Consider the following 16,583-nt stretch of genomic DNA (forward strand, 5'->3'; position numbering starts at 1 on the left):
TCCTTTTTGGACGGGCGGGACGCCCATCCCACAATAACAATTAAAATTGTAAGTTATTTAATTCGCGATCCTAAGTACACAGTAGTGTGAAAAAACCTGACGGTCAACTGAGTACAGTTAGACTGCAGGCTTCTTTTTCCTTTTTTTCAAAGGCTTTTTATAGTGAGGTAGTTCCACCCCCACTTGCCAATATAGTATCAGAGTATTTCCAGATTATCAAGGGATATACAGAAATAATTGTCGGTTTCCGTACCTACACCCGACGAGCCTTTCATCACGCTCGGTAATTTATTCGGGGTACTTCGCGCAGCGCTCAGATTAATCCCCTTTAAATATACCGAGGGACTTCCCGGCTGGTAGTTAAAAATTCAATACGCGACAGCTTACCCCTGCTTAAACCGGGTTTTTTGTCTGGGTGCGTCGAGGACTGTTCTTTTGTTTTCTTTGCCTGCAGGCTGGTTTCGAGGTGCCAGACAGCTTATTCGCCGTCTGTTTCGCCATCTTCTAGGAAAAGTTCCGACTCCGGTATCGCTTTAAACACCGGACAGAAACCGTCGGGGGTTACTTTAAAGCCAAACAAAGCACTGGACTGGTTCCAACAGCGCTGACTGCGGTAGTGCTGGCAATTGCCGCAGCATTCGAGGTTTGCCTGAACGGCGCTGCCTTGAAAAAGGAGTTCCCGCTGGGAGATGCCCCGCAGTACCAGTTCTTCGCCTTGCCAGCGCGCTTCTACCAAACCGGTATCGGCAAAATTGGCCCACCGAGGATCGGCTGTAATCGGACTCGGCAAGCTAATTGCTACCTCTGTCCCCAATTCGCTGAGTTCTCCCTCATAGTTAGTTTCTGGGATAGCGGGCTGCAAAAACATTTCCCCGATCGGCAATTCGACCAGTGTTCCGGCCGCCGGAGTGTGCAACTGGTAGCGGTTTCGCAGCTCGTCCAAGTTAGCCAAGTCAGCTAAATATGCCGGGGAACCGTGGACTAAAATTACGTGCTGGGGACGCAAATTGTGGATGAGTTGGGTAGTCCCCGGCCCGTCGCAGTGTTCGGCTAGCAGATAAGTTTCGACAGTTGTGACTCCAAATTGGGGCCTGTTGCCCAGCCAGTCGGTGACGGGATATCCTGGTTTTTGAGGGGCGAGCAAAATCCAAGGATTTGTGCCATCGGCAACATACAAAGCCAAATCAGCTAACTTGTCTGTAATCACAATACAGGGCGTGGCTCCCAATCCGGGGCGCTGTTCGGGAGACAGCCGGCGGACGCGGGGCTTCACCCTTTCGTCCCAAAACAAAGGTTGGTGCAGAGCAAAATTTTGGACGGCGGTGGGAAATTGGGGTAACAGTTCCAGATAAGCGTCGCACCCGTCGGCGACAGTGCCGTCTACCCAAATATCCAAGTCGCGGCCAGTAAAGTAGTGGTGACTGCGGAGCAGCATCAGCATTTCTTGGCCCAAACCAAGGGCCGGCGCGGGCAGCAGTACGGAGTACCCGTCGGCGATGGCGCGGTGGATGCGATCGGCTAACTGATTTTCCAGTTGTCGGCGGTGAGGGTGGCGGGCCGTGCCGTAACTGCCTTCCAAAATTAACACATCCGGCTTCATGCCCCTGAGTTCTCCCAGGGGCAAACCTTCCACCAAACGAGAATTGGACAGGAAAAAGTCGCCTGTGTAAACGACGGTGTAGGTGCGGTGCGGGGCTGCATAAGTCAGCAGCACAGTCGCAGCTCCGGGCAAATGACCCGACGGGAACAACTGCACGCTCAGTCCTGGGCGCACTTCGAGCGGCGACTGCCAGGGCAGTCCCTGACAGAACCGGGACTCTGGCTGCTGAGCCAGTTGTGGCCAGTTGAGCGGTAGCAGTCGCGCTGTCACTTCGCTGGCGTAAATTGGCAAGTGGGGGAAAGATTGATGGAGTGCTAGCAAACCTCTGGCATGATCAGAGTGGGCGTGGGTACACACCACAAAATCGGCTGGCAGCGATCGATTTAGTGTCGCTGATAGCGGTGCAATATCCTCTATACCGCAGTCGAGTAAAATGCGGTGCGGCCCCATTCGGACTAGCAGACAGACCCCTTCCTGTGCGTGGCCTGCGCCGTAAGGTAAACAATCGAGATCCATCACTGCGGTTAGCTCCCTGCTTTGCACGCAACTTGCAGTATCGCCACTTTTAAACATTGGTTGCGACTGCATTCATTCGATCGAGTTCAGTCTCGGACGCTGAAACCGGGTTTGATGAACGAAAACACTTTGTTGCCGCCCTCGCTCCCGGTAAAAAAACCCGGTTTATCAAAGTTCTGGTGCGTAACCCTTGGAGCTAAATGTTGGCTCGAAGGCTCCGGCTCTCGTGCAAGGAAAGTAATTGCACTTAAGATTTGATGCAGCGCCAAGAAGGCGATTTTCCGAAGGCATTGGCCGGATGGGCCTTGGGCCTTCGACAAAGTTCAGGCTACTGGTTCTTGCATCAAAAGTTACATTTTATTGCACCATGTAAGAGTAGCGAGATCGATCTCATATTCTGAGTTTTAAACCTTTTTCCACAATTTGCGCCTGCTAAAAGCTAGTCTTTTTTATGAGAAGATTTTAATTCAGATGCCCAAACATCTTGATAAAACTTTACAATTCTTCATTTTTAGGGTTTTGAGGGCGGTTTATAGTCCAATCTGAAAAAGGAAGAACCCCCATCGTGCTAACTAAGGAGCGCGAATTAAATAACTTACAATTTTAATTGTTATTGTGGGATGGGCGTCCCGCCCGTCCTTTTTGGAGGGGCGGGACGCCCATCCCACTTTCAAGAGTGGAAGTTATTTAATTCTCATTCCTAACTGCTTTTGTCAAGGCAGAGAGAGACTTTATGAGTTTGATGGGTTTTTTTGTAAAAGTTTGATACATTCTTCTAAGTAAACCTTGTGGCTATCGAGGAGAGAGTGTAAATGGCTTTTTGACCGAAAGCCTCCAGGATACCCGCCACGTGATTCATCCGTGCAGAAATAAAAAACCTGTATCCGATAAAGTCGCCCCCGAATTTATCTCGCGCAAGTCAATACTTCAATTCTAAAATCTAAAATCTAAAATCTAAAATCTAAAATCGATTGACTGCCCCATAATACGTTTGTTTACTCCGCTCATTGACAAGGGGGCAAAACGATGCGTTTTTTTGTTTAACCCCAAACATAGCCACATAAATCCCCAGACAATACATGATATTCATTCTGTAAAAATACCACTAACTTGCCAGAAGTAATCTCAGCTCGATGAGTCTCCAACCAGCCTGTAATCTCCTGTTTCTTTTATCGTTTATGGGTCTGATTTAGGGTTGAGTTTGGGAGTATTTTTCACCTAATCCGTGCGCGGTTTAATCGCGAAAGTTTGAAGGGCGAGAGTGTTGAATTATTTGGTAGGCTGTCGTGCATTTAAATTGTATATTCAGGGCGGGCGGGACGCCGAACCCCCTACTTCCCACACGAATTTATTTTTTTTGACATACAATTTAAATGCCGCCACAGCTTAGGTTTTTGAGAATAGTAAGCTGTGGAGCATTTAAACCACTAACGAGGCCAGTAGGGTGCGTCAGCTCTCGATCGCTTCCATCGGCAAGGGAAACGCGGAGGACGCTCCGCACCCTACAATACTATTTTAAATGCTCCACAGCTTATCAGAGCGCAATTAGAGCTGAAATGAGGAGCGATCGCACCAACCCGGTTTTATCAAAAAATCGGGTTTTTAGATGTGGCATTAATGGCGAGGCTTGGTGGCGATCGGCTGCCAATAATACCTGCAATTGACACAATCCTCGACGCGGGATCGTTGCCGATGGTAAAACTTGTGTTGGGAAAAAACTTGACATCAGCGGGTAATTGAAAGTAAAAATAAATAAAAGCAATAAAAGCAATGAGGCTTTATGTTTGATTCGCAATTTGATTCGCAATTTGATTCGCAATTTGATTCGCAATCGGCGATCGGCAAGTGTGGCATTGAGAAGTTGCTATACCCTAAAACAATTTATGCTAAAATACATCCGGTAATATACGGAGTATCTAGGATTTTTTCGCAATCTAAAATATAAAAGATAAAATCTAAAATGGCAACAGCTATTGTTGAGCTGGAAATCTCCAAACTCCCGCCAGAAATTACGGTTGATGAGCGTTACAGCAAAGCCTTGGTTTTAATTCGACTGCACGGAAAACCGCTCGGTCAAGCTCTTTTGTCCGTAGTCGGAGGTGGCATTGGCGGTGACGAATTACGGGAAACACTGATGAACGCTGCGGGGGACAACTTGTGGAAAAACTTGCTCTACGAGACTCTAGAATGGGATGAGCGGGGGTCGGTGGAGGTATTGCCGATCGCTACAGTAGCGGTTTGCACGCGCGATCGCCCGGAAGATTTGCGGCGCACTCTTGACGCGCTGATGCAGCTCCCAGACGAGGGTCAGGAATACTTAGTAATTGACAATTGCCCCAGCACGGACGCGACGAAGGAACTGGTCAAAAATTACCCACAAGCCCGCTATGTGCGCGAAGACTTACCAGGCTCCAGCGCTGCCCGTAACCGAGCTTTACGCGAAGCTAAACATGAATTCGTAGCGTTTACAGATGACGATGCGGCCCCCGATCCGAACTGGCTGCGATCGCTCTTGCGAAATTTCAGCGATCCGCGAGTGATGTGCGTCACGGGGCTGGTGATGCCCTTGGAACTGGAAACCGAAGCGCAAGAATGGTTCGAGCGCTACAGCCCCCACGGGCGGGGATTTGAGCGCCGAGTTGTTGATGGGGCGCACTGCAATCCTCTGATTGTGCATCTTGTGGGAGTTTCGGCGAGTATGGCTTTGCGGAAAAGTTCGATCGACTACATTGGGCTGTTTGACGAAGCTTTGGGGGCGGGAACGCCCACGGTGGGTGGCGAAGACTGTGAACTTTTTGCCCGCATTTTGCGCGCGGGCTACCGCATTGTCTACGAGCCGAGAGCATTGAGTTGGCACCGCCATCGGCGCACTTGGGAAGAATTGCGAAAAACGCTCCAAGGCTACGGCATCGGAGTCTATGCTTTCTGGACGCGGATGTTTGTAATCAACAGAGAATTCAGTGTGCCTCTATTAGCTTGGGGATGGCTGTGGTATAAGCAAATTCCTGAATTAATTGCTTCTTTGCGAAAGCAGCCGGATGCGGTTCCGAGGGATTTGCTGTGGGCTCAACTGCGGGGCTGCATTAGCGGGCCGATGGCTTATTTTGCTTCTAGGAAGTTGTTACAAAAAATGAAGGGGAGCAATGAATAGGGATTTGTAGATTATTTTTAACGGTCGATGAAGGGAGATGAAATGCAGATGAAGTTAATTGTTGTAATGTAAATATGGAAAATCTAACAGTTAGCATAATTATTCCTAGCCACAACCGAAGTTCTTCGCTGCGGCGGGCTTTGGATGCTTTGCACTTGCAGACTTATCCGATCGACCTGATCGAGGTTATTGTAGTGGCAGATAGCTGCATAGATAATACTTTGGCAATGCTACAAGACTATAAAGCTCGGTTTAAAGTGCAGGCGATCGAGGTAAATTGCCAGAGTGCTGCCATCGCCCGCAATACGGGAGCGGCTTCGGCTACGGGGCAATTGCTGCTGTTTCTCGACGACGATATCGAAGCGCTGCCGCCTTTGGTGGAAAGTCATGCGCGGGTTCACTCTTTGCGTCCGGGCTCGGCTGTCATGGGCCCCTATCCGCCTAAGTTGCATGGAGGAACTACATTGTTCGAGGTGGAAGTGCGATCGTGGTGGGAAGAGAAGTTTTATCAGATGAGTCAGCCTGGTCATCGATTTACTTATCTAGATTTGCTCAGCGGCAACCTTTCTTTGGATGCAGAACTGTTTGCTCGTCTCGATGGGTTTGATTCGGCTTTTGGGAACTGTGGCGGAGAAGATTATGAGTTTGGGATGCGTTTGCTGAAAGCTAATGTACCTTTTGTTGTGGCTGCTGAAGCAGTGGGCTATCATTACGAACACGAAACCAACAATCTCGATCGCTCTTTCGGCAGATTTCGTCAGGAAGGGCGATCGAATGTTTTGATCGGGTACCGACACCCGGAACTTAGACCGATACTGCCGATAGCAGCCTACGAAACTGCTGACTCGCTGGTGGATAAAATTTTGGTGGCGGTCACGTTTTTGTGCCCGGCTGCTGTGGATTGGCTGGCTGTGGGACTGAGGCAATCTCTTGATTTACTCGAAAGCTTGCGGATGCGGGGAACTTGGCGGTGGTTGCGGGCAAAATTGCGCGCTTATTGGTATTTGCGGGGTGCTATTGATGAGTTGAAAAGTCGATCGGCTCTTTCTAGTTTTATTCAAGGTGAGCCTGCTGGTGCTGACTTGGGCAGACATGAAATTGAAATCGATTTGCAGGAAGGTTGGGAAGCAGCAGAACGAATCATTGACGAGAAAAAACCCGATGGCATTTACCTCAGTTACGGTGAACTGTCTGTCGGTCACGTCACTCCCAAATTCGGTGTAGAGCCACTGCGGGGCGCTCACTTGCGATCGATTCTGGCCCTTGACTTTGCCGAACCCCTGGCTCGGGCGATCGCGGTTAAGGGTATGCCCAAAAGTGCTGCTCATTCGGAGCCTAGCTTGGTTGACAACACCCTACTTCAAAATCTACAGTTGTTTACAGTATTGGAGAAAAAAAATCTGAAAAACTCTTGCTAGAAATGACATAATTAGATTAGATAAAAAACAGAACATAGAGGTGTAATCAAGTCAGCCATTAAGTGATAGAAAATAGTAATTTAGATATTAAAAACCACAGAAAGTGACAAAGGTAATTATGACAATAAAATTGATCGAAGCAGATTTTTTAGAACCAATTTCTGACAAACAGACTCTGGTACAGACCCTGAATTTGGTTAAGATTCTGCCCTGGAATTTATCCGGGGGAGAACCTCAGATAGTTGCTGGGGGTGTGCTGTGAGAAATGCGGGAAAGGTAGCTGACATTCGCCAAATAACTCATTTCTTTGATTTGCTGCGGGTGTTGGTCGATCGCGAGATGAAATTACTTTACAAGCGATCGACCTTGGGGATTGCTTGGACTTTAATCAGTCCGCTGTTACAGTTGGCTGTATTTTCCTTTTTGTTTCGCTCTGTCGTACCCCTTAATATTCCAAAATTTTCTTCCTTTGCTTTCAGCGGCTTGTTAATCTGGAATTGGTCTCAAACGGTATTATTTAAATCAACGGCATTAATTACCAATCATAAGCCACTACTCAGGCAGCCAAATTTCCCCCCGGCAATTTTGCCGGTAGTCACGACGACGACGGGGCTCATTCACTTTTTCTTAGCATTGCCGGTGTTACTTATCTTTCTGGCAATTGATGGCGCTCCTCTGAATGCAGTGCTCTTGTTGTTGCCAGTGCTGATGATTATTCAGTTTGTTTTGACAGTTAGTTTTGCTTATCCCCTTGCCGCTTTGAATGTCACTTTCCGCGACACTCAGCACACTTTGGGAGTAGTTTTGCAGATGCTGTTTTACCTGACTCCGATTTTCTACGACATCAGCAGCGTCCCCGAAAAATTTAAGATTTTTTATTACTTAAATCCAATGGTGCCCCTGATTGAAGCTTACCGCGCCATACTTCTTAAAGGTATGCAGCCGGATTGGTCGGCTCTGTTAATTTTGAGCTTGGCTGTGGCGGCTCTTTTACCCATCGGACTGGGAATTTTTAGACGGCAAAGCGCTCATTTTGTGGAGGAAGTGTAAATGCGTGAAGCAATTATTGTCAAGGGTTTAGGTAAGCGTTTTAAGCGCTACTCTACCGCGAAACCTATTACGATTATGGAAGCCGCTTTGTCGGGTTGGCGGAAGCTGAAGCCGGAGGCGAGTTTTTGGGCGCTGCGGAATATAAATTTTACTGTTTCTCCGGGCGAAATGCTGGGAATTCTTGGCAAGAATGGCGCGGGAAAATCAACGCTGCTGCAACTTATCGGCGGTATTTGCCGGGCTGAGGAAGGATCTATTAAAGTTAACGGCAGAATTGGCGGCTTGTTGGATTTGGGTGCGAGTTTTCACACGGATCTAACGGGCCGAGAAAACGTGTTTGTGGGCGCGGTGGTGGCCGGTTTGACTCGCCGGGAAGTGGCGCGCAGATTTGACGATATTGTGGAATTTGCAGAGTTAAAACAGTTTATTGACAGCCCGATGCGGACTTACAGTACGGGGATGAAAATGCGGCTGGCTTTTTCTGTGGCGGTGCATACCGATCCCGAAGTGCTGTTAGTTGATGAACATTTGTCGGTTGGTGATGTGGCTTTTCAAACTAAATGTTTGAATAAGATAACTGAGTTTAAGAATCAAGGATGTGCGATTGTTTTGATTTCTCACACTGCGTCGCAAATTCAGAAAATGTGCGATCGGGCTTTGTGGCTGAAATCCGGTGAAATCGTCGCTTACGGGGAACCGGAAGTGGTAGTCGGTCAGTATTTGTCAGAAATGCGATCGTCCACAGAAAATAGCACTCCCCTGCGTGCTGCTGAAGCTACAAGTAGCGGTTCGCCACTGCGAGGTAATCAGAATCGCTTCGGTACTATGGAAGTAGAAATTACCGATGTCAAAGTGTCGCCAAATACGGAAATAGATAGCGGTGATGCTATTAGCATTGAAATTCATTATTCGGTGTCTCATGAAATTTCTGCTGCTATTTTTGCCGTGACAATCAGCAGAGAAGATGGTCAAAGTTGTTTTGAGACTAATACTAATCAAATGGGCCGACTGCTGCCGCTGGTGAAAGGGAAAGGCAAAATCCGGCTGCAAATAGATAGACTAGATTTAGGAAACGGTCAGTATTACGTGAATGCTGGGGTTTACGAGGAAACTTTGGCTTACGCCTACGATTATCAGTGGCAGGTTTATCCGCTGTACGTGCGATCGACTGTAAACCAAAAAACGATTCTTTGTCCGCCGTACCGCTGGGAATTTGAGGGCAAAATGCCACTTTTGGATGTGGCTGAACCAGGCGCTGCAACTTACGATTTGGATAAGAATAATCCCGGCTACGCCAAGATTTTGACTCAGTTAGAAAATAAGCAAAAACCTGACTTTTTAATAATTGGTGCTCAAAACTGTGGCACAGAATATCTATACAGCCATCTCGAAAATCACTTGCAAATTATCAAAGAAGGTTCTCGAGATATTCACTTTTTTGAATTAAATTTTGAGCGTGGTGTTGATTGGTACAGCAAGCAGTTGACACGGAGTGTAGCGAGTGAGAAGGTGCTCCTGTGGGAGATGACTTCTTACTATATTTATCATCCTTTGGTGCCGGAGCGAGTTTACAAGTGTTTCCCGGATGTTAAGCTGATTGTAATGCTGGGAAACCCAGTAAAACGAGCGTGGATGCACTATCATTTAGAAGTGGCGCGAGGCACCGAAAAGTTGGATTTTGAAAAGGCGATCGCTTCTGAACCCGCTCGACTCAAAGGTGAGATTGAAAAAATCAAAGCAGATGAAAATTATTACAGTTTCAATCACCAGCATTATTCCTATTTGTCGCGGGGAATTTATGTAGAACAAATCAAAAATTGGCTCGACTATTTTCCTAGAGAACAGTTGCTAATTATCAAGAGCGAAGATTTTTACGCACATACAGGCAAAGTATTTTCCGAAGTATTGAAATTTCTGGATATTAGTGAAAATACAAGTAAAAAATATGAAATTAATCATGTCGATGAATACAGCCAAATGCCAGCGACAATAGAACAAGAATTGACTAATTATTTCAAACCTTACAATCAGGAACTTTCGGATTTCTTGCATGAGGATTTTAGTTGGAGTTAGGAAAAAAGTTTTTAAATGCAGAGTGCCCAGAGAGGAACATGAATCATACCTCTTTCTTCTCTTCCTCTGTGCCCTCTGCGCTCTCTGCGGTTCCTAAAAAAAAAATTAATTCACAAACCATCTATCAGCTAGAAAAATGAAACGGATATTTTTAGTAGGCTCTCCGAGAAGCGGCACAACCATGCTTCAAAGTTTATTAGCTGCTCACCCTGAAGTTATTTCTTTTCCTGAATCTAAGTTTTTTCACTATTTACTGTACAAGAAGTTTGCGGGAAAGTTGCCAGGTAGGATGGAAGCTTTTTTTAAGAATGAGATTAATCGGCCTGAACTTTTGCAAGGTTTTGATGATAGTCAAACTGTGGCAACTAAAGTTAGTTGGTTTGTCGGAGTTTTGGATGGTTTGGCGGCGGAACAAAACAAAAGTATTTGGTTGGAAAAAACGCCGGAACACATATATTTTATTGAGGACATACAGCGCTTTTTGCCGGATGCTAAATTTATACATATTTTGCGAAACAGTATGGATACAATAGCTTCTCTGCATGAGGCGACTAGGAATTCTCATGATTTGTGGGGGCCTGGTTGGGATTTAAACCACTGTATCCATCGCTGGAAGGAGGCGATGTTAATTAGTCACAAATATGCTAAAAATTCTAATCATATATTAGTCAAGTATGAGGAAATACTCGACAATAAAGTCAAAAAATTAGAAAAACTTTGTCAGTTTATGGAAATTGAGTATGATGATAAAATGCTGGAGTTTTATCAAGAAAAAGCTGCTCATCTCAGTTTAAATCTGCCTTGGCATCAAGGGATTGATAGAGAGGTTAAAAGTAATAAGGTTCACAAATATCATAAAATTTTTAATGACCAGGAAATTCGATATATTTTAGATAAGATTAAGCGAGTAAAGGGTGAAATTGCCTGGAAGTTGACGGTGGAAGTGAGCGAACCAATTTCCGATATTTGTAATCTTCCGCAAATATACGATCGCCTGTGCTGTACGATAAAACTAGAAGGAATTAAACTCGGTATTGTTGAATTGCCGATTTGCGATGGCATGGTTGCGGCTTCGGTGTTGGCGGATGCGGTTGCAGCCCAGTTTGCTTGGCAAATTCTCGATCGCTTCTTTCAACGCAATCGCTGCGAAAAAGGCAATAAATTGTGGGAAACTGTGCTGAAACCATTGCACCCTAAACATGACTGGACGCTATTTTTGCAAGAATTATGGGGGCGTCCCCATTGGCATTTGGAGGATTTCTACAATCCAGAAAGCGCAGAGGAAGTCCCAACAATTACGCTCGAAAAAGATTTGATTGTCTTAGAAATTAGCGAGGAATTTGCTAATATAAAAGTTGAGATTTCTGAAATAGACGTGCTGGTGAAAGTAGGCGGCGTTGCTGTCGGGATTGTCACTGTTGCGGTGGAAAATAATTTTGTTTCGGCTCAAAAATTGCGATCGACAATTAATCGAAATATTGGTTTTGAGTTGTGCGTCGCCGCCGTGCGAGAAGCTTTGCTGGGAAAACCACTCAACGGCAAGCAAGGGCTACGATCGCGCTTAGCCTCTTGTGCTCAACAAAGGTCAAATTTGCCAGACAGTTTGAATGCACCGGGTGCTGGGGGCATTTACCCCCAAAATGCGGTGATCTTCGGCAGGCGATCGGGTGCGATCGGCACAAGTGTCAGCCGTCGCGCCGCACTCCCGGCCGCGGCGCTGCCGGAAATCGAGTCAGCCGCAGCAATCGCGGGGGAACCGACAATGCAAATTCCCCAAGAAAACGAGTTCCCAAAGCAAGTATTTTACGCACCGGAAATCATTCGCTCAAAATCTTCTTATCAGGAAGTTTCTCACTCCGTGAAACCTCAAGTTTTGGACAGCCATAGCGTTACACAAAAACTCCCGATTCTCTCCTACCGCCACATTTCTCCTGACAGTTTAGACGCAGTTAGCCCGCAGGTTTTGGAACAACAGTTGCAGTATCTCAAAGATCGCGGTTATTATAGTGCGAGTTGGGAAAATTGGCAAAGTGCGAAACGGGATAAAACTCCTTTACCCGGTAAAGCTGTATTGATGACTTTTGACGGTGGCTATCTCGACTTTTTCCAATATGCTTGGCCTCTGCTAAAACGCTTTGATTTTACAGCGACTGTTTTTCTTGTAGCGGAGTCGATAGGAAAGACAAATAGTTGGGAAAAAGCCGAATTTGAAGAAGTGCAGTTAATGGGATGGCCGGAAATTCGGCAACTGCGGGATGCAGGGATTGAATTCGGTTCTATGTCTGCTACTCATCAACCTCTCACTGCATTATCGCCGACAGAAATTGTGCGGGAGGGGGCGAAATCCCGTGCTATCTTGGAACGGGGATTAGAGAAATCTGTTAAATGTTTTGCTTATCCTTACGGCGATGTCGATCCCATCGTAGCGCATTTAATTGGAGCGAGTGGGTATATTTTTGGTGTATCATATAGGTCAAATTTTAGCAGTTTTGACGATGCTTTACTGTCGCTGCCGCGCATTAAAGTTACAGCAGAAAATTTTTTATGGCAATTAGGTTTGTAGGGTGAGTCACCCAGGGAGACTTTTCCCTCTACTCAAAATGTCTCAAAAGACGCACCTTACACATGAAATCGCTTAATCAATCCCTTGATTTTTCGCTGCAAATAACCGCCTAACCCTCTGGAAATTTTCTCAAATTTATAATAAAATAAAATATCCATAACATCTTCCGTTTTCATATACTTTAAATAAGAAATCATTTTATCGGTTAGTTCATCATTAACATCATCGATATACTTTCTCACCGCCAACCTTTCCGAAATATTCCATTTCTTATCAAACTTGCGGTGCATTTCCGTCTCATAATCCCGAAAATCTGATATTTTCCCCTCCAAATAGCTTTGAATATATTTCGTCGCTATTTGGGCACCATCCATCCCGTGTCTAATGCCCTCGCCGCCCAAAAAATTTACTGTCGAAACACTATCGCCGATCGCAATTATATTATCCTTGCAATAAATATCCTTCAAACCAGGACTGTACTTCAGCGTCGAACCATGTTTGTCAATAATTTTATAACTTTTAGACTTCAGATATTCATCAATCAGTAAATCAATATATTTTTTCAGCGGTGACAAATGCCTCACCGTTTTCGGGTCTAAAAAAATGCGACCCGCACCAACTTTCAGTCGGTTTTGTTCCATTGGGAATATCCAGGAATAACCCTTCGGCATCCATTTATCGCCCAAAAAGAAGATTAAATCACCGCTGTATTTATTGTAAACTTCTGGCTCTACTTCAATTAAATATTCAATTCCAGTTCCCGACAAAAAATCTGGCTTATCATTCTCTTTTTCGTACATAATCGCCCTAGCAAAGCCAGTAGCATCAACCAATACTTTCGTGCTAACTTGGATAATTTTACCGTCGGATAACTGTTTAAATTCGACTATTGTTTCGCCGTTTTCTTGTGAGTGTCGAATGTAGCGATAACCAAGCCAAACTTCACCGCCAAATCGCTCAACTTCGCTAGCCAAAAATGCTCTAAATTTAGCAAAGTTGAGAACAACTCCCAAGCTTTCGGGAGACTCCCAAGTTTGACTGACTTTGCTAGTTTCAATAGTAAGTTTGTGCCAAAAACTGCCGATAACGGATTCAGGTAAATCGAATTTAGAGAGGGTTTCTAGAGGTGTAGCGGCGCTAGAAAAGTCATTTTTATAAAAATTGTCGTTTTGCTCTGCCAGCAAGACTTTGTGGCCGGATTGGGCTAGGATTCTCGCGCAGTGACCGCCTGCAGGGCCTGCTCCTACTATTACTATGTCAAAACTTTTTAAATTCATTTTGCTTTTAACTCGCTTCCAATGTCAAAACACCCGCAGACATATCAACTACCAATCGCCGATTTTTCAACAACTGGCGGCCGATTAAAATTTCCGGTACTCCGGCACCCATTAGGGTAAAATCCCCCGGATTCATCCGTAATCTCGCTTTATTCAATTATTCAATTTCAAATCTAAAATCTAAAATCTAAAATCTAAAATCGATTGACTGTTCATTGCTAACCAGCCCGAAAAACCTGTATCTAGCAGGGCATCAACAGGTAATTCTAAGCCGTTATCAGCAATCAATTCAATTTCCAAAAATAGCTCATCCTCATCACCAAATGTTCCTTGAATCATATCGTGCCACACGCCCCTGTATTGTTGATGCGGAACATGAAGGGGATAGCATTTGGATGTTTCTGGCGACACATTTTGGTAGCCACCATATCATCTTTGTCGATAAAATAGTCTCCGCTGTCGGGTTCAACCGCCATGTACCAGTTGTAGTGGGTTTTAATCAATTCTGGTTTGAGGCGATCGAAAATAGGTTTGCAACGCTGATAAAATGCCACTCTTTCAGCTCGCCACTGGGCTTTTTTTTCTTCTGACCACTGAATTTCTGGGAACAATCTTCCCCGTCGCACGGTACGATTTGGTTTTACGTTAGTCATTGTTTTTTCTCCGTTGTCCTCAAATCTTCCTTCAATCATGCTGCTCTTTCACTGTCATAGATCGGAGCTCGAATGGTAAGGTGCGCTGCACCCTACCATTCTAGCTATTTACACGCTAACAGGAGACTGTTTGCGGCTGAATGTTGCTAAGATACGATCGCACATTTGCGACGGAGTTAATCCCAAACTGGCAAATGATTGTTCAGGCGTTGCATGATCTACCAATGTATCGGGTACACCCAACCGCATCAGGGGCACGAGGACATTATTGTCGAGCAAAGATTCGGCTACTGCTGAACCAAAGCCTCCCATCAAACAGCCTTCTTCCATTGTGACAACTTTGCCGATTCGCTGTGCTAAAGGCAAGATTAATTCGGTGTCCAAAGGCTTGACAAAACGCGCATTGATGACAGTTGCTTCAATACCGTGCTCGCTCAGAATCTGGGCGGTTTGCATTGCCGGATAAACCATTGAACCATAACCCAAAATCAGCACATCGTCGCCGTTGCGGAGAATTTCGGCTTTGCCGATCGGCAATTCTTCCCAACCTTCCTCCATCAAAGGCACGCCGTAACCGTTGCCGCGCGGGTAACGCATGGCGATCGGGCCACTGGTGTGGTTAATTCCCGTGACTACCATCCGCTGCAATTCTGCCTCATCTTTTGGTGCCATAACTACCATATTTGGCAGGCACCGCAAGAAGGCAATGTCGTACATTCCTTGGTGAGTGGGGCCGTCAGCACCGACAATGCCAGCGCGATCCAAACAGAAGAAAACTGGCAAATTTTGGATACAAACATCGTGAATTATTTGGTCGTATCCCCGCTGCACAAATGTCGAGTAAATTGCCACAACCGGGCGCATTCCTTCGCAGGCTAAACCAGCGGATAAAGTCACGGCGTGCTGTTCGGCAATCCCGACATCAATGTACTGTTTAGGCAGTTTTTCATGAAGTTTATCCAGACCAGTTCCGGTTGCCATTGCAGCGGTAATGCCGACAATTTTGGGATTATCTTCTGCTAGCTTGACTAGGGCGTGGGCAAAGACTTTCGAGTAAGCTGGAGGCTTTGGTTTAGTGGAGGGAATGCCTTTGCCGGTGGCTAAGTTAAAAGGATTTTGGGCGTGATATCCTACTTGGTCTTTTTCGGCGATCGCATATCCTTTGCCCTTCACCGTCACAACGTGAACTAGCACAGGCCCTTGGATAGTATGAGCTTGTTTGAAAGTGGTAATTAACTCTTCCAAATTGTGTCCATCTACCGGGCCCATGTAAGTAAAGCCTAATTCTTCAATTACTGCTCCAACTTTCGAGACTGCCAAGCGTTTCATCCCTTCTTTGAGGCGTTCCATTTCTGGAGTAAAAGTTTCGCCCACAAAGGGAATGTGTTTGAATTGTTCCTCTAAGTTATCTTTGAGAAACTGCACCGGGGGCGACAATCGCATCTTGTTCAAATAGCGGGTAATTGCGCCGACGTTGGGCGAGATTGACATCTCGTTGTCGTTGAGCACAACTAACAAATTGGTTTTCGGCATATGGCCCGCGTGGTTAATCGCTTCGAGTGCCATGCCGCCCGTCAATGCGCCGTCGCCGATGACTGCTACAGTTTTAAAGTTTTCCCCTTTGAGGTCGCGCGCCATCGCCATCCCTAACGCTGCGGAAATGCTTGTGGAAGCGTGACCGGCGCCGAAGTGGTCGAATTTGCTCTCGCAGCGCTTGAGATAGCCTGCAACGCCGTCTTTTTGGCGCAGCGTGTGGAATTGGTTGTAGCGGCCGGTGATTAATTTGTGAGGATAAGCTTGGTGGCCGACATCCCAGGTAACTTTGTCGCGATCGAGGTCGAGTGTTTGGTAGAGTGCTAAGGTCAGTTCGACTACACCCAATCCTGGGCCGAGGTGGCCGCCGCTAGCGGCTACAGTTTCTAAATGCTTTTCTCGAATTTGTCGGGCAATTTGTTCGAGTTGATGAATCGAGAGGCCGTGTAATTGGTTTGGGTGAGTCAGTTCGCTGAGATGCATATTTTAAAATCTTGCTCCTGTGAATCAGGACGAATCCTTAACAGATATAGGTTGTGCCTGCAACGTTGGGTACGCGCAAACGTTAGAATAGTTTAACGGTTATTTGAGAAAAACTGTTAGGCGTAAGATTTTTGTTATTTTTAGCCTGGTAATTATAGTTAATAAATTGTGCGCCGTCAATCGATTTTAGATTTTAGATTTTAGATTTTAGATTTTAGAGGCGACCCCACGGATAAATGCGGGGGCTCTTCTGATTTTCGATTTTC

General features: G+C 45.9%; 13 protein-coding genes. 6 read left to right on the plus strand and 7 right to left on the minus strand.

Going from position 1 to position 16,583, the window contains the following annotated elements; all coding sequences use genetic code 11:
* Positions 1-478: 478 nt before the first annotated feature.
* Positions 479-2,116 carry an MBL fold metallo-hydrolase gene (locus tag QUB20_RS25940; RefSeq protein WP_333251489.1) on the minus strand — a complete coding sequence of 546 codons (1,638 nt, stop codon included), beginning with the start codon at positions 2,114-2,116 and terminating at the stop codon, positions 479-481.
* 1,534 nt (positions 2,117-3,650) lie between these two features.
* Entirely contained in the window at positions 3,651-3,842 is a 192-nt protein-coding gene (locus tag QUB20_RS25945) for a hypothetical protein (protein WP_333212685.1), read from the minus strand.
* 234 nt (positions 3,843-4,076) lie between these two features.
* Here QUB20_RS25945 and QUB20_RS25950 point away from each other — a divergent pair, with 234 nt between their 5' ends.
* The 6 genes from QUB20_RS25950 to QUB20_RS25975 all read left to right on the plus strand — a co-directional run bounded on the left by QUB20_RS25950 (position 4,077) and on the right by QUB20_RS25975 (position 12,371).
* Positions 4,077-5,267, plus strand: a complete 1,191-nt coding sequence (locus QUB20_RS25950) for a glycosyltransferase (protein ID WP_333250779.1) — start codon at positions 4,077-4,079, stop codon at positions 5,265-5,267.
* Between the two features lie 74 nt (positions 5,268-5,341).
* On the plus strand, positions 5,342-6,685 hold the full coding sequence (locus tag QUB20_RS25955; RefSeq protein WP_333250777.1) for a glycosyltransferase: 1,344 nt from the start codon (positions 5,342-5,344) through the stop codon (positions 6,683-6,685).
* Positions 6,686-6,803: 118 nt separating this feature from the next.
* A complete protein-coding gene (locus tag QUB20_RS25960) occupies positions 6,804-6,947 on the plus strand; it encodes a hypothetical protein (protein ID WP_333212688.1) in 144 nt (47 codons plus the stop codon).
* Complete coding sequence (locus tag QUB20_RS25965; protein ID WP_333250775.1) at positions 6,944-7,735, plus strand: ABC transporter permease; 792 nt, start codon at positions 6,944-6,946, stop codon at positions 7,733-7,735. Before QUB20_RS25960 ends, QUB20_RS25965 begins: the two co-directional genes overlap by 4 nt.
* Entirely contained in the window at positions 7,736-9,808 is a 2,073-nt protein-coding gene (locus QUB20_RS25970) for an ATP-binding cassette domain-containing protein (RefSeq protein WP_333250773.1), read from the plus strand.
* 136 nt (positions 9,809-9,944) lie between these two features.
* On the plus strand, positions 9,945-12,371 hold the full coding sequence (locus QUB20_RS25975) for a sulfotransferase (protein WP_333250771.1): 2,427 nt from the start codon (positions 9,945-9,947) through the stop codon (positions 12,369-12,371).
* Positions 12,372-12,427: 56 nt separating this feature from the next.
* On the opposite strand, the gene QUB20_RS25980 is transcribed toward QUB20_RS25975, so the two are convergent.
* The 5 genes from QUB20_RS25980 to dxs all read right to left on the minus strand — a co-directional run bounded on the left by QUB20_RS25980 (position 12,428) and on the right by dxs (position 16,317).
* Positions 12,428-13,648 carry an NAD(P)/FAD-dependent oxidoreductase gene (locus tag QUB20_RS25980; RefSeq protein ID WP_333250769.1) on the minus strand — a complete coding sequence of 407 codons (1,221 nt, stop codon included), beginning with the start codon at positions 13,646-13,648 and terminating at the stop codon, positions 12,428-12,430.
* Positions 13,649-13,655: 7 nt separating this feature from the next.
* Positions 13,656-13,805, minus strand: a complete 150-nt coding sequence (locus QUB20_RS25985; RefSeq protein ID WP_333250767.1) for a hypothetical protein — start codon at positions 13,803-13,805, stop codon at positions 13,656-13,658.
* A 23-nt stretch (positions 13,806-13,828) separates the two neighbouring features.
* The gene (locus tag QUB20_RS25990) at positions 13,829-13,987 is read right to left on the minus strand and encodes a hypothetical protein (RefSeq protein WP_333250765.1); all 159 of its coding nucleotides are present in this window, start codon (positions 13,985-13,987) and stop codon (positions 13,829-13,831) included.
* Positions 13,984-14,301: a hypothetical protein gene (locus QUB20_RS25995; protein ID WP_333250763.1), complete on the minus strand. Its 318-nt coding sequence runs from the start codon at positions 14,299-14,301 to the stop codon at positions 13,984-13,986. The genes QUB20_RS25990 and QUB20_RS25995 overlap by 4 nt, the downstream gene beginning before the upstream one ends.
* Positions 14,302-14,409: 108 nt before the next feature.
* Positions 14,410-16,317: a 1-deoxy-D-xylulose-5-phosphate synthase gene (dxs, locus tag QUB20_RS26000; RefSeq protein ID WP_333250761.1), complete on the minus strand. Its 1,908-nt coding sequence runs from the start codon at positions 16,315-16,317 to the stop codon at positions 14,410-14,412.
* Between the last annotated feature and the right edge of the window lie 266 nt (positions 16,318-16,583).

This window comes from Microcoleus sp. B4-C2, from assembly GCF_036705265.1.
Taxonomy (GTDB): domain Bacteria; phylum Cyanobacteriota; class Cyanobacteriia; order Cyanobacteriales; family Microcoleaceae; genus Microcoleus.

Bases quoted from the DNA above. Each gene is read 5' to 3' on its own strand.
- QUB20_RS25940 (WP_333251489.1), bottom strand. From the start codon at position 2,116: ATGGATCTCGATTGTTTACCTTACGGCGCAGGCCACGCACAGGAAGGG.
- QUB20_RS25945 (WP_333212685.1), bottom strand. From the start codon at position 3,842: ATGTCAAGTTTTTTCCCAACACAAGTTTTACCATCGGCAACGATCCCG.
- QUB20_RS25950 (WP_333250779.1), top strand. From the start codon at position 4,077: ATGGCAACAGCTATTGTTGAGCTGGAAATCTCCAAACTCCCGCCAGAA.
- QUB20_RS25955 (WP_333250777.1), top strand. From the start codon at position 5,342: ATGGAAAATCTAACAGTTAGCATAATTATTCCTAGCCACAACCGAAGT.
- QUB20_RS25960 (WP_333212688.1), top strand. From the start codon at position 6,804: ATGACAATAAAATTGATCGAAGCAGATTTTTTAGAACCAATTTCTGAC.
- QUB20_RS25970 (WP_333250773.1), top strand. From the start codon at position 7,736: ATGCGTGAAGCAATTATTGTCAAGGGTTTAGGTAAGCGTTTTAAGCGC.
- QUB20_RS25975 (WP_333250771.1), top strand. From the start codon at position 9,945: ATGAAACGGATATTTTTAGTAGGCTCTCCGAGAAGCGGCACAACCATG.
- QUB20_RS25980 (WP_333250769.1), bottom strand. From the start codon at position 13,648: ATGAATTTAAAAAGTTTTGACATAGTAATAGTAGGAGCAGGCCCTGCA.
- QUB20_RS25990 (WP_333250765.1), bottom strand. From the start codon at position 13,987: ATGATTCAAGGAACATTTGGTGATGAGGATGAGCTATTTTTGGAAATT.
- QUB20_RS25995 (WP_333250763.1), bottom strand. From the start codon at position 14,301: ATGACTAACGTAAAACCAAATCGTACCGTGCGACGGGGAAGATTGTTC.
- dxs (WP_333250761.1), bottom strand. From the start codon at position 16,317: ATGCATCTCAGCGAACTGACTCACCCAAACCAATTACACGGCCTCTCG.